Annotated in this window: 13 protein-coding genes; 5 read left to right on the top strand and 8 right to left on the bottom strand. The window is 45.2% G+C overall.

Annotated features, from left to right (window positions below; all coding sequences use genetic code 11):
- Window positions 1-166: 166 nt before the first annotated feature.
- Together OPS25_RS11035 and OPS25_RS11030 are read right to left on the bottom strand one after the other, a co-directional pair.
- A complete protein-coding gene (locus OPS25_RS11035) occupies window positions 167-766 on the bottom strand; it encodes a PEP-CTERM sorting domain-containing protein (protein ID WP_265617776.1) in 600 nt (199 codons plus the stop codon).
- 157 nt (window positions 767-923) lie between these two features.
- A complete protein-coding gene (locus tag OPS25_RS11030) occupies window positions 924-2828 on the bottom strand; it encodes an ATP-binding cassette domain-containing protein (protein WP_265617775.1) in 1905 nt (634 codons plus the stop codon).
- A gap of 110 nt (window positions 2829-2938) precedes the next feature.
- Between OPS25_RS11030 and OPS25_RS11025 the strand changes: the two genes are divergently transcribed.
- Together OPS25_RS11025 and OPS25_RS11020 are read left to right on the top strand one after the other, a co-directional pair.
- Window positions 2939-3142, top strand: coding sequence for a YheV family putative zinc ribbon protein (locus OPS25_RS11025; RefSeq protein ID WP_265617774.1), 204 nt, complete (start codon window positions 2939-2941; stop codon window positions 3140-3142).
- Window positions 3143-3215: 73 nt separating this feature from the next.
- Window positions 3216-4373 (top strand): DUF748 domain-containing protein, encoded by a 1158-nt coding sequence (locus OPS25_RS11020; protein ID WP_265617773.1) that lies wholly within the window; start codon window positions 3216-3218, stop codon window positions 4371-4373.
- 186 nt (window positions 4374-4559) lie between these two features.
- Here OPS25_RS11020 and OPS25_RS11015 read toward each other — a convergent pair whose 3' ends face one another.
- Entirely contained in the window at window positions 4560-4874 is a 315-nt protein-coding gene (locus OPS25_RS11015) for a hypothetical protein (RefSeq protein ID WP_265617772.1), read from the bottom strand.
- A 246-nt stretch (window positions 4875-5120) separates the two neighbouring features.
- On the opposite strand from OPS25_RS11015, the gene katG reads away from it, so the two are divergent.
- Window positions 5121-7334, top strand: coding sequence for a catalase/peroxidase HPI (gene katG / locus OPS25_RS11010; protein WP_407080235.1), 2214 nt, complete (start codon window positions 5121-5123; stop codon window positions 7332-7334).
- 95 nt (window positions 7335-7429) lie between these two features.
- The gene (locus OPS25_RS11005) at window positions 7430-8755 is read left to right on the top strand and encodes a M24 family metallopeptidase (protein WP_265617770.1); all 1326 of its coding nucleotides are present in this window, start codon (window positions 7430-7432) and stop codon (window positions 8753-8755) included.
- Here the strand turns inward: OPS25_RS11005 and OPS25_RS11000 are convergent.
- The 3 genes from OPS25_RS11000 to OPS25_RS10990 form a co-directional block, all read right to left on the bottom strand.
- The gene (locus OPS25_RS11000) at window positions 8743-9198 is read right to left on the bottom strand and encodes a hypothetical protein (protein ID WP_265617769.1); all 456 of its coding nucleotides are present in this window, start codon (window positions 9196-9198) and stop codon (window positions 8743-8745) included. The genes OPS25_RS11005 and OPS25_RS11000 overlap by 13 nt on opposite strands.
- Before the next feature lie 316 nt (window positions 9199-9514).
- Window positions 9515-9754, bottom strand: coding sequence for a SlyX family protein (locus tag OPS25_RS10995; protein WP_265617768.1), 240 nt, complete (start codon window positions 9752-9754; stop codon window positions 9515-9517).
- Window positions 9747-10727, bottom strand: coding sequence for a WD40 repeat domain-containing protein (locus OPS25_RS10990; protein ID WP_265617767.1), 981 nt, complete (start codon window positions 10725-10727; stop codon window positions 9747-9749). Before OPS25_RS10990 ends, OPS25_RS10995 begins: the two co-directional genes overlap by 8 nt.
- A gap of 193 nt (window positions 10728-10920) precedes the next feature.
- On the opposite strand from OPS25_RS10990, the gene fkpA reads away from it, so the two are divergent.
- Entirely contained in the window at window positions 10921-11718 is a 798-nt protein-coding gene (fkpA, locus tag OPS25_RS10985; protein ID WP_265617766.1) for an FKBP-type peptidyl-prolyl cis-trans isomerase, read from the top strand.
- Between the two features lie 257 nt (window positions 11719-11975).
- On the opposite strand, the gene OPS25_RS10980 is transcribed toward fkpA, so the two are convergent.
- Together OPS25_RS10980 and greB are read right to left on the bottom strand one after the other, a co-directional pair.
- Window positions 11976-12236, bottom strand: a complete 261-nt coding sequence (locus OPS25_RS10980; RefSeq protein WP_265617765.1) for a hypothetical protein — start codon at window positions 12234-12236, stop codon at window positions 11976-11978.
- 86 nt (window positions 12237-12322) lie between these two features.
- Window positions 12323-12838, bottom strand: a complete 516-nt coding sequence (gene greB / locus OPS25_RS10975) for a transcription elongation factor GreB (protein ID WP_265617764.1) — start codon at window positions 12836-12838, stop codon at window positions 12323-12325.
- Window positions 12839-12902 lie beyond the last annotated feature (64 nt).

Genomic DNA, 12902 nt, shown 5'->3' with positions numbered 1-12902 from the left:
AAATCGCTCGCCAGTACGCTTACAAAACCCAAGCTAATCTTATTTATGATTATTCAAAATACGGGAGAGTGCAAAAAGCGTTTAGGTTAGAAAAGTAAAATGCCCGCTAATCAGTTAACGGGCATGGGGTAACTAAAGAATCTTAGTTCGATGAATACCGCGGCTTTTACGCGAACGTGCGGCGGCGTCTCAATCCTAAACCGGCTAAACCCAGTGCCAATAATCCTACCATTGCAGGCTCTGGTACTTGTGCGGCTTCAGAGGTGAAGGTACCGGTTAAAAAAGGAGCCGAAAAGAATTTGGTAGACCCATCCTGTGCGTAGACAGGGAAAGGGATATCTTCTACAGGAGGGGTGCCTAAACCCCACATAAGGGGGTCAAAGCCAACAAACAACCCTTCTATGGAACCCATAAATCCATCAGTATCTCGAATTGCTCCCATACCACTAAACGGTACATTATCAAGGCCAAATAATAGAACTATTTCAGGGACAGGCAGACTGTCTATCTCGGGGCCTGTTGGCAAGCTTCCCAGATCGACCCACCGCCCGGTAAAGAAATGGGGAAGCCCGTCTTCCAGTGTGATTGAACCGCTCTCGCCCAGACCGACTGTAAGTAGTTCGCCGTTTACTGAGAAACCATCTTCAAAATCTCCGGCAGTAATAGTTATGGTATCCACATCACTATCATCGATATGGATATATGCAGCTTGCGCCGATATCGACATAAAGCTTAATAATAGAGCCAGTATTCTTGCTGTTTTCATGTTGAGTGCCTAGTTAGTGTTATTGTTCCGCTTAGGCATAAGCAACGATTAAGCCAATAGATAAATTACTCGTTAAATCAATAGGTTAATTTAACCCGAAATCAACAATTTTTTGTTACTGTAAAAAAAATGGACAGAGATTGACCACTTGTTAAGCCTATTCAGTATCGGCTTTTTTCTCCTGCATAATGGTTTCGATAGCATCTTGCGCTTCCAACCATAGAGATTCCACCTCTTCTACCTGCGTTTTTAAATGTGTTTGACGGGTGAGTAGCTCAAGCAATGTGGCTTTATTCCTGTCATCGTAAATATCCGGTTGGGCTAATTGCTCTTCAATCTTTGACAATTCATCAGTAGCGTTCGCCATCTGCTTCTCATACTTTTCTAGTGCCTTTTTAAATGGCGCTGCTTGTTGACGAAGTTCCGCCTGCTTGCGCTTTTCAGCCTTGCGATCTACCTTAGCCTCTGCGTCAACTGGCTGCTGCACAGCTTTAACCTGAGCGAGTATCCAGTTTTTGTAGTCCTCTAAGTCGCCATCAAACGGATTAACTTCGCCTTCATTAACCAAATAAAACGATTCGCACACTGAACCGAGCAGAAAGCGATCGTGCGAAACCAATACCATGGCCCCTTCGTAGGCTTGTAAAGCGATATTCAACGCATGGCGCATTTCCAGATCTAAATGGTTGGTGGGTTCATCCAGCAATAGTAGATTAGGCTTTTGATAAACTATCATGGCTAACACCAATCGCGCTTTCTCACCGCCTGACATAGGCGCCACCGGCGAGGTCGCTTCGTCACCATGAAAACCGAACCCACCCAGATAATCACGCATCGATTGTTCAGTCGCTTTTTCGTCCAGACGCTGAATATGCAATAACGCGCTTGCTTTAGGGTCGAGGGTTTCTAACTGATGCTGGGCAAAGTAACCTACGTTCAATCCTTGTGCAGTGGTGAAATTACCATGCTGTGGTGTCAATACGCCCGCTAATAATTTGATCAACGTAGACTTGCCCTGACCATTGCGCCCTAACAAACCAATACGACTCCCGGGTACCAAGTTAAGCTTAACTTGTTTAAGAATGGTCGTTTCACCATATCCCAGCTTGATATCGCTCATTTGCACCAGCGGATTGGGCAGCGCCGAGGGTTCGGCGAATGAGAAGTTAAACTGGCTCTGGGCATGAGCAGGCAGCAAATCTTCCATTTTTTGCAACTGTTTGATTCGACTTTGCGCCTGTTTCGCTTTACTCGCCTTTGCTTTAAATCGATTGATAAAAGATTCCAAATGCGCTCGTTTCGCCTGTTGTTTTTCGTACTCAATAGTTTGCAAGCGCGCGCGCTCGGCACGCTGTTTTTCGTAGCTGGAGTAATTACCGGTATACGCCACCAGCTTTTTGTGTTCAATGCTGATAATGCTGGACACCGCACTATCAATAAACGCCTTGTCGTGGGATATGAGAATTAACGTTCCTTCATAACGTTGAAGCCATTTTTCCAGCCAGATGACGGCATCCAGATCCAAATGGTTGGTAGGCTCATCCAACAGCAACAAATCAGAAGGACATAGTAATGCCTGCGCCAAGTTCAGCCGCATTCGCCATCCTCCTGAAAATGCGCTGACTGGATGCACTAGTTGTGCTTGCGAAAATCCCAGCCCAGCTAGTATAGTGGCGGCTCGCGCCTCTACGGTATAGGCGCCTGAATGCTCTAACTGGCCATGCAACTTACCTATGGCTTCGCCATCATGGCTTTGTTCAGCTTTAACCAGATCCGCTTGCAACGAGCGCAGGTGGGTATCACCATCAATAACATAATCAATTGCCCGTCGTTCGGTAGCAGGCGTTTCCTGCGCGACGCTAACAATGCGCCACTGAATGGGAAGGTTACATTCGCCGGTTTCCGCACTCAGTTCGTGACGCAGAAGCGCAAACAAACTGGATTTTCCACAACCATTTGCACCGATTAACGCGACTTTTTGACCCGGATTAATTTGCGCTGACACTTCATCCAGCAGCACCTTGTTGCCCCGCATCAACGTCATGTTTGACAATTTAATCATGTAATATCCGTCTCCCCAATTTCGGCGCGTATCATACCAGAATGTTTGAGGAATTATTAATGGCTTAATTGCGGTATAATCAGCGTCATCCTAATAATGAAAGGAACACAATGACGACGAAAAAACGCAAGCGTTTCATCGCTGGTGCAACGTGCCCTCAGTGCAAGGCCGCCGATACTGTTATGTTATATATGGAACATAATGTTGAAAAACTTGAATGCGTAGCCTGTGGATATAGTGAAAGCCAGACCGAAGAAAATGTGCAGCATGCAGCAAAATCCAAGCACAGTGTAATCGGTGTTTTTAAACCTTAACTCTGCTTTATTTATGATCGTTCTGTCCTAGTTTGCCGTTTGAACGGTAATGGATTAAAGCAGGGTCGCTTCGATGCAATCAAAAACGTATTCTCGCTGGATCACGGGGGTTCTCATCTTTCTGGGGATCATAATTGCGTTGCGTTTAGCACTGCCTTACGCGGTTGAGTGGTATGTCAACAGAATGCTGTCGGAACCGGAAGGATTTGCTGGCAACGAAACCCCTCAGGAATTTGTAGGTCGGGTAGGTGATGTCGATATCATGCTGTGGCGAGGAGCTTACAGCTTCGAAGATATTGTGTTGGTCAAGCGCAACGGAAAAGTTAAAGAACCGTTTATCAAAGCGAATGAAGTCGAGTTTAGTTTACTGTGGTCGGCTCTGTTAGATGGTGCATTTGTTGGGTCGATAAATCTTTACCAACCCGAGCTAAATTTTGTTGATAGCAAAGACAAAACCAAGGCCCAATCAGGTAAGGATGAAAAGTGGCTGGTGCTGGCTGATCAACTATTTCCACTTAAAATAGATCAGCTACGTATTCATAAAGGTAAGATTGGCTTTCACAACACTGATGTTGAACCTGAAGTCCACCTCTCTTTGCACGATATTGATTTAATCGCACAAAACCTTGTCAACAGCAGAGATCTCTCCAGAGATCTAGTCGCTCGTGTACAAGCCCAAGGTCAAACTGAAGACGCTGGTACCTTGAAGTTCCACGCTTCTTTAGATCCCTCCACTAAAAATCCCACCTTTGATATTGATGCACAAGCTGAAGGAGTGGCGCTCGTCAATTTCAAAAATTTCCTCGATACCTATGCGCCATTCGACTTAGAGGCCGGCTCACTTGATTTGGCCTTGGAGTTGGCTAGTGACAATGGCAAAATATCGGGCTACGCCAAGCCAGTATTGCATAACGTGGAAGTCTTTTCGTGGAAAGGGGATATTGAAGAAGATGGGGATGGTTTTTTCGAAGGGTTAACAGAAATGCTCTCTGCTTTTGTTACTGAAATATTCGAGAATCAGTCTGAAGATCAAATTGCTACCCGCATCCCCATAGAAGGGTCTATTGAAGAGCCAGATACCGCTATTATCCCTTCCATTCTGGGTATTTTGAAAAACGCGTTTATTCGTGCGATGCAAGGCGACCTGGAAAATAGCGTGGAATTGGAACAGCCCAAAACCGACGAATTGGAGCCATCTGAAACAGAAAATGCGGAAAGCGATAATAAGTAAGCCTCCGGCGTTACTATCGGATAATTAATTTTACCTTAATCTATTATTAGGCAAAGAAGTTTTTTGCAGAAGTAGTACCGCGAACATTTTTTATTCGATGGGCAAACATTACACATAACGAAAAATGAAAAGCTGAAGGAACCAGCTTACAGCTGGCTCCTTAATCTGCTGGTGATGAAAAGGAAATTATCTATCCTTGTCTTCTTCGTCTTCTTCGTCCTCGTCTGGCATGGTGACATCAACGGTGGGCACCTCTACTTCCTTCGTAGTAGTACCTACATCTACGTCTGCCACATCGACGTCATATTCGGGCATTTCGCCTCCCTCTACATCGACATCGGGAAGTTCGCCTTCATCGGTTTTTTTGACCTCATATTCAGGTAGCTCACCTGCATCAGCATCTACGTCAGGCAGTTCGCCATCTTCTGTCTTATCCACGTCACATGCGCCTAAGGCCAAAGCCATACTGGTAATGGCTAAAAATTTATGAAATTTGGTCATTGTTCATCTCCATTTGTTAGCTCGATTACATATACGCACAGAATGTGCCATCCGCTCACTTAATATTGAACTTTATAGGTTTTTCATTTCGTGATGGTGTCTGTCTAATAAGTTTTGATAAACCTAATCATAAAAACTCATCACAGCAATCGCTTATATGAATTAGCGGTAAATGGAAAGTTAATAAGTTGTAACCTATATTTTCGATAACTTTGTGGCTCTCCCGAATAAGGCGTTTATATGCTAATGCGTAAAACAAAGGTCGCGACATTATGTGCGTTACTCGTGGCAACACCGCTCGCAGCTGATGATCGTATCATTAGTGAACTTTCTTCACCGGTATCCAACCAATTCTGGTGGCCGGATCAACTGGACTTGTCGCCATTAAGGGACCATGAAACCCGCTCCAATCCGTATGGTGCTGAATTCCGTTATGCAGAAGAATTTAAAAAGCTGGATATTGAGGCAGTAGAAAAGGATGTGAATGAGCTCTTAACATCGTCGAAGGATTGGTGGCCAGCAGATTTTGGTAACTATGGCCCTCTGTTTATTCGTTTAAGCTGGCATAGTGCCGGCACCTATCGCACCGTAGACGGTCGAGGTGGCGCTAGCGGGGGTCAAATGCGTTTTGACCCTCTGAATAGTTGGCCCGATAACGGTAACCTGGATAAGGCTCGTCGGTTGCTATGGCCGATTAAACAAAAGTATGGCAGAGCATTATCCTGGAGTGACCTGATGGTGCTGGCTGGAACAATTGGTATGAAAAACATGGGTTTTGAAATCTACGGCTTTGCTTACGGCCGCGCTGATGATTGGGAGCCAGATTTTGTTTATTGGGGGCCAGAAGTTGAAATGCTTGCCAGTGATCGCATGAATAAAGACGGCGAATTGATTCGTCCGTTAGGGGCAACTCACATGGGGCTGATCTATGTTAACCCCGAAGGCCCAATGGGTAAGCCTGATCCGATGGGTTCGGCAAAAAATATTCGAACAGCGTTTAGTCGTATGGCCATGAATGATGAAGAAACGGTTGCGTTAATCGCCGGTGGCCATACATTCGGTAAAATGCATGGAGCCAGAAAACCGGACTGTGTAGGTAAAGAACCGGCTGCCGCAGGTTTGGAAAAACAGGGGCAGGGATGGATAAATAAATGTGGCAAGGGTCATTCAGAAGATACCACAACAAGCGGAATAGAAGGGGCTTGGACCCAAACTCCAACCAAATGGTCCTCTTTGTACTTGTCTAATTTACTTAATCTTGAATGGGAACAGACAAAAAGCCCTGCCGGCGGTATTGTCTGGCATCCTAAAGATAAGTCCCTGCACAACGCGGTGCCCGACGCACACGTAAACGGAAAGAAAAATCCTCCGGTAATGACGACCGCAGACCTGGCGCTGAAATTCGACCCTGAATATAGAAAAATTGCTGAGCGTTTTCTCAAAAATCCCGATGAGTATAAAAAGGCATTCGGTAAAGCGTGGTACAAACTCACCCACCGCGATATGGGACCCACGACACGTTATCTAGGTAAGGGCATTCCACAGGAAGAACTAATTTGGCAAGACCCGGTTCCAACTGTCGGTTACGAGCAGGTTAGCGACGAGGATATTGCGTCACTTAAGCAGCAGATTCTGGACAGTAAACTGACGGTTTCTGAGCTGGTCAGAACGGCGTGGGCTGCTGCTTCAAGTCATCGTGTCACGGATATGCGTGGGGGCGCTAATGGTGGACGGTTGCGCCTTGCACCGCAAAATAGTTGGGAAGTTAACAACCCTGATGAGCTTAAGAGAGTGTTATCCACGCTGACCAAAATTCAGACTGATTTTAATAAAAATTCACAGCAGAAACAGGTCTCTATGGCAGATTTGATTATCCTTGGCGGGGCTGCGGCTATTGAGAAGGCTGCGCAAGATGCGGGTCACCCCGTAGCGGTGCCTTTCGAGGCGGGTCGAGCTGATGCAACACAAACACAAACCGATGTTGAATCCTTTGCGTTACTTGAGCCCACTGCCGATGCATTCAGAAACTATTACAATGAAGCCAATAGTTATCGTCCGGTTTTAGAAATGATGGTAGATAAAGCGGACCAGCTAAGCTTGACAGTACCCGAAATGACCGTCCTCATTGGTGGAATGCGAGCGTTAGATGCAAATGCGAATGGTGCCCAGCACGGTATCTTGACGAATAAACCGGGTACATTGAATAACGACTTTTTTGTTAATCTGTTAAGTATGGATACGAAGTGGGAGAAGATGGACGACAATGAAGGATTATATCAAGGGGTCGACCGCAAAAGTGGGAAAAACAAGTGGACGGCCACACCGGTCGACCTCGTCTTTGGCGCCAATGCGGAACTTCGGGCAGTGGCAGAAGTTTATGCCTCAAATGACGCAGATCAAATGTTTGTCGATCACTTTGTTAAGGCGTGGCACAAAGTAATGAATTTAGACAGGTTTTAGTCTTAATGCCCATGTAAAAAGCGTCCCGGTGACGCTTTTTTTTTATGTGCTTTTTACTTATAGTAGCGTTTCTGCTCATAAACCGGACCCTTTAAATGCGCCCTTTCGTCTTATTGTTATTACTTAGTATTAATGCCGTAGCTTCCCCTTTTGAAGAAATATTGCCACTCAAGCAAAGAGCAGAAATTGTTGATTCACTTACACATAAACGCGTCCATCAAATACTACCGCAGGCAATGAAGGACGCTGACATCGACATGTGGCTGCTGATTAGTAGTGAATACAATGAGGATCCTGTTTTAAAGACTTTACTTCCTGCAACGTGGCTATCGGCTCGTCGTACGACCATGTTGGTGGTGACGTTGACAGATGAGAATACCGTTTTAACCCACGCCATTGCGCCTTACCCCGTGGGCAAGCTGTTCAAGCGCGCATGGAACAAAGATGCACAACCCGACCAGTGGCGGGCACTTGCAGAGTTTATAGAAAAACATAATCCTCAACGGATTGGAATCAATCAATCCGCAAACTGGGCGCATGCCGACGGCTTGGTAGCCAGTGAAAAAGCACGCTTAATTGCGGCATTAAAACCGCAATATCAAAAACGCTTAGTGTCTGCAGAGGCGGTAGCGGTGGCTTGGCTGGAACAGCGTTTACCTGAAGAAATCGAACTCATGAAAACCATGGGGAAAATAGCCCACGCAATCATTGCCGAAGGGTTTTCCAGTAAAACCATTACCCCGGGCGAAACCACTACTGAGGATTTAGTCTGGTGGTTTCGCGAAAAGGTGGTGTCCTTAAGGTTAGACACCTGGTTTCATCCCTCCGTTTCCATCCAACGCCGAAGTGCAGCGCAGTTTGACCATGAAAATACTTTTACTGATGCATCGGCTAAAGTGATTCAACACGGCGACTTACTACATGTCGACTTTGGAATAAGCTACTTACGCTTACATACCGATACCCAACAGCATGCCTATGTATTGAGGCCACACGAAAAAACCGCTCCGGATTTTTTGCATGAGGCACTGGCGAAGGGTAACCAGTTACAGGATATTTTTACCGTCAGGTTTGCAGTAGGCAAAACGGGCAATGAAGTGTTAAAAGAAAGTCTACAGGCTGCTAGAAAAGCGGGATTAAAACCCACTATTTACACCCACCCTCTGGGCTACCATGGGCATGCCGCTGGCACCACCTTAGGCATGTGGGATCAACAGGATGGGGTACCCGGCGATGGCGATTATCCTCTGCATGCGAATACTGCTTACTCCATTGAATTAAATAACGCTTATGATGCAAAAGAATGGAACAAAGAAATACGCATCATGTTAGAAGAAGATGCGTATTTTGACGGACAGCAGGTTCACTATTTTGATAGCAGACAGACTAAATTGATCGAAATTCGCTCTCAGGCAAATTGATGCGCACGGGTGTCTCGGTTGTGCCACCGGGTGCCAAGCAAATAGCTGGTACCCAGCATAATGCATACTGCAGAACTAATTAACCAGAACAACGGGGGATTGGCCGCGGGTAGATAAAAATTTGGTGATACAACAAATACCAGCCCGATTGCACCCCGTACTAAAAAAACCCCGGTAAGAAGGTAAAGAACAGCTTTTTGAAGGGGTAATCTGGTCAAAAGATTTGCCGCGGAGAACGCATACAAAGCCCCGATGAATAATCCCAGCGCAATAACACCGGTAACGATAACAGGATATAAACTACCTGATTCTGCCAATCGAGCCATCTGTTCGCCCGCACCGAAGGTGCGGTACCAGTCAGCACCTCGGAAAATGATGGCCACATGCAGTAAAGATGCGAAAAAGCTGGCACAGCCTGCAAGAATTAACCAAAACCTACCCATATTTATTACCCCTTTTTCTTATTAACCCACTATCCAAATTGTGAACGGGCTTCGACCTGCTTACAAATTAAACAAATTTGCGCTGTGGAATCAAGTTTTTTAATAAAACACCTACACAGACCACCCGTGTACATTTATCTTCAGCGTTTCAAATGATGTAAAGTAAAGCTTATACCTATTCGCATTAATGTTTGGTATTAATAGGAATACAAAGGGGTGAATTTATGTCAGTTCAGGTGGGGAAGAGGAACCTACTCTTCTCCACCTGAAATTTACGAAGTGAGATGAGGCAATCGTGCCCACTTACTCTCGCGCGCTAATAATGGGGAGGGGGCGTTTCTTCAGATGGCTTGGCAATATTGGATGGCTCTATCGCTTTGACTTTTTGTAATACTTGTTTCATTTGGTATTGCAGTTTATCTAGCTGATGCTGTTGACTGGCCAACGCATCGTTTAATAATTCGATAGTGTGCTCCTGAAAAGCCACTTTCGTTTGCAGTTCTTCGATAAACTGCTCTGCACTATGTAATTGTTGTTCTATCAATGGATTAGTCATTTTCGCGACTCCATAACTCGGCCAAACCGCTACTGCTTTCTGTGAGCACGTGTTTCTCATCGATATACCCTACGCCATACACAACAGCGCTGGGAGGGCTCATATTTTCTCGGGGAGCCACTTTCCATTCATTTATTTGCTCACCCGTTTGGATATCCCACTCATAGACACGACGAGAGGGGGCTCCCGTTAGCAAGCGCTTACCATCTTTTGAGAATACAGCATCGGTAAAAATTTTCTGACGCGCAATATACTGCAAATTACTTACCGGCGCACCTGTTTGCGCGTTCCATATCTGTGACTTTTGCTGGCTGTCCGCAGTAAACACGTATCGTCCTTCATCATCTATAGCGACCAACGTTACTCTACTAGGATGGGTAAAGGTATGAATGATTTGTCCCGATTCGGTACTCCACAGATAGGCCACATAATCATTGCCGCCACTTAAGGCAAATTTCCCGTTGGGTGAGATGTCAACGCTATTTACTTTTTCCTGGTGACCCAAAAATTCCAGACGTCGCCCAGTCATTGGCTCAAAGTACATTACTTTGCCGTTGGAGCGAGCGACAAGAAGCCCTTTGCCCTCATTTGCTACGGCTATATCACGCACCGACGACTCGTCGATTCGCCAAAAACCAACGGGCTCTCCGCGCCGCATGCTCCACAAGGCAAAGGCTTCTCTGTCAGAGGTGGCAACATATTGGTTATCAGCAGAAATATGCACGGAAACGACCACATTACTGCCCGCGCCTTGGTGGCTCCATTGATAGATGGGCTCTTCTTTCCCGTATTGCCACACATTAATGCCCTGCGTAAGGCTAGACACAACTGAAAAGCGACCATCCGGACTGATATCGGCCGCAAAAGCTGCTTCCTCCGCATGACGCCAAACTTTGTCAGGTTTACTTTCTGGCACTGAGCAGGCAGCGATGAACGTAACCAATAGGAAAATTAATAAAGCTTTAGGGAACAATTGTTAATGATTCCTGTCAAATGGGTTTCGCTTTGTTACTACTACGTTTACCATAGCACGGAACACGTTTAATTTTACACTGTAACGATCGTCAAAACGGTTACCATTTAGCAGTAGCACTATGACATTGTGTAACGTGCCAAAAAACGACATGGTAAAGTACGATTTAAACAAGATTATGGAGAAGTTTTTTATGCGTAAGTCGCTAGTCGCCTTATCTACCCTTACTGCGTTAGGCCTTTTTGCCTGCCAACCAAATACCAATGAAGAAAACACAACCGCCACAGACAAAGCTGAGTCGGCTGAAATTGCTTCGACGGACAATCAAGGCAGTGAAATGACGGCTGCGCAGAAGCAAGCATATGCCATGGGCGCAAGCATGGGTCTTTTTGTTGATAATCGTGCGAAGCAGCAAAAAGAAATGGGTGAAGAGATGGACCAGGATGCTCTCATGCAAGGTTTTAAAGATGCCTTAAACGACAGCCTGAAATTCTCAACTCAGGAAATCCAGCAATTTGCCCAGGAAGGTGAGCAGTCGCTTCGCGCTAAGCAACAAGAAATTGCTACGAAAAAAGCAGAAGAGAATATTGCCGCTGGTGAAGCGTATTTAGCCCAGAACGCTAAAAAAGAAGGGGTTAAAACCACTGATTCAGGACTGCAGTATGAAGTACTTGAAGAAGGTGAGGGGAAAAGCCCAGACAAAGAAGATACAGTTAAAGTGCATTATAAAGGCACTTTACTTGACGGCACCGAATTTGATTCGTCATACGCACGTAACGAACCTGCTGTTTTCCCACTTGATCGGGTTATTGTCGGCTGGACCGAGGGTGTCCAATTAATGAAAGAGGGTGCAAAATACCGTTTTCATATCCCTTCAAACTTAGCTTATGGTAAGCGTGCGACAGGGAATATCGCCCCTAACTCTACGCTTATTTTTGAAGTTGAACTGTTAGAAGTTATACCTAAAGGCGAAGAAGAAGCGTCTGAATAAATGTGAAAAAAGCCGGCAGTTACCTGCCGGCCTTTCTCATATTTTTGGGGATGAGCATAATCCTTGCTCGCCTTATTCCACATGTGCAGAACTTAATATGTATCTGCTTAACCCGGATTAAATATTCGGGTATTTTTTAATTTCGACTTTCTCGAATTGTCACTTAAGTATAGCGTGGATTTCGAAATTAGCCCCTCCTTCAGCACTTATCATTAAATTGATTTGTACTAATCACGAAACTATTATAGCTAAATGTTTTAAAGCCAGAATCCTCTACGTCTTTCCCTCTTTAGGGTCAACGTAGCGTAATGTCTGATCATGGTCAGACCTACCTTATAGAGTATAGCTCCAGCTAGTAAATATGCCAGTTTTCTCACGTTTTCCCAACTGCCAAAAATATCCACAAAACCCACAATAACCAGCAACGCCCCGGTCAAAAAGAGGAAGAATCCCGATATCGTCACTGCCAGATTTAAGGCTGAAACTGACTGAGAACGCGTAGAAAAACTTCTATACATAATACGTAACACCGTAAAAACGCTTTAAGTATGAATTATGACCGTTTGCGTGAATTTTTGTTCACAAATTAATCATTAAATGATTTTCATGATTTTCTTTGTTCACCGGCGGACATTTTAGCAAACGCTTGTTGGTATTTTATCTTATTGATATACCAGTCTTTTTTGCCAGAAGGCGTGGTCACAGTGCACACATCATCTACTTCTTTCTTGAGTAAGGCTCGCGCCATCGGCGAATCAATCGAAATAACCCCTTTTTCTTCGCCGTAAATTTCTTCCGGGCCCACTATTCTAAAAGCATGAATTTCACCCAACTCATTTTCAATTTCTACCCAGGCACCAAAAAATACTTTTCCTTCCTGTTGCGGCGAATAATGCACAACGGTCAGTTCTGGAAGCAACTTACGCAGGAAACGAACACGGCGGTCGATTTGTCGCAGTAATCGCTTATTGTAGGTGTAATCTGCGTTTTCTGAGCGGTCGCCCAGGCTCGCAGCCCACGTTACAATTTTGGTGATTTCCGGACGCTTTTCAAACCACAAATGGTCGTGTTCGTCTTTGAGTTTTTTATAGCCTTCTGGGGTAACGAGTTTGGTTTTCACTTAAACAAGTATGTTTCTGTACACGAAAAGAATACACCGATGGTATCACAACCATCGGTTGGGG

This window comes from Alteromonas aquimaris (genome assembly GCF_026183695.1).
Lineage (GTDB): Bacteria > Pseudomonadota > Gammaproteobacteria > Enterobacterales > Alteromonadaceae > Alteromonas > Alteromonas aquimaris.
This window is presented reverse-complemented; position numbering and strand designations above follow the sequence as displayed.

Coding starts and splice junctions, on each gene's coding strand:
- OPS25_RS11035 (WP_265617776.1), bottom strand. CDS start 766: ATGAAAACAGCAAGAATACTGGCTCTATTATTAAGCTTTATGTCGATA.
- OPS25_RS11030 (WP_265617775.1), bottom strand. CDS start 2,828: ATGATTAAATTGTCAAACATGACGTTGATGCGGGGCAACAAGGTGCTG.
- OPS25_RS11025 (WP_265617774.1), top strand. CDS start 2,939: ATGACGACGAAAAAACGCAAGCGTTTCATCGCTGGTGCAACGTGCCCT.
- OPS25_RS11020 (WP_265617773.1), top strand. CDS start 3,216: ATGCAATCAAAAACGTATTCTCGCTGGATCACGGGGGTTCTCATCTTT.
- OPS25_RS11015 (WP_265617772.1), bottom strand. CDS start 4,874: ATGACCAAATTTCATAAATTTTTAGCCATTACCAGTATGGCTTTGGCC.
- katG (WP_407080235.1), top strand. CDS start 5,121: ATGCGTAAAACAAAGGTCGCGACATTATGTGCGTTACTCGTGGCAACA.
- OPS25_RS11005 (WP_265617770.1), top strand. CDS start 7,430: ATGCGCCCTTTCGTCTTATTGTTATTACTTAGTATTAATGCCGTAGCT.
- OPS25_RS11000 (WP_265617769.1), bottom strand. CDS start 9,198: ATGGGTAGGTTTTGGTTAATTCTTGCAGGCTGTGCCAGCTTTTTCGCA.
- OPS25_RS10995 (WP_265617768.1), bottom strand. CDS start 9,754: ATGACTAATCCATTGATAGAACAACAATTACATAGTGCAGAGCAGTTT.
- fkpA (WP_265617766.1), top strand. CDS start 10,921: ATGCGTAAGTCGCTAGTCGCCTTATCTACCCTTACTGCGTTAGGCCTT.
- OPS25_RS10980 (WP_265617765.1), bottom strand. CDS start 12,236: ATGTATAGAAGTTTTTCTACGCGTTCTCAGTCAGTTTCAGCCTTAAAT.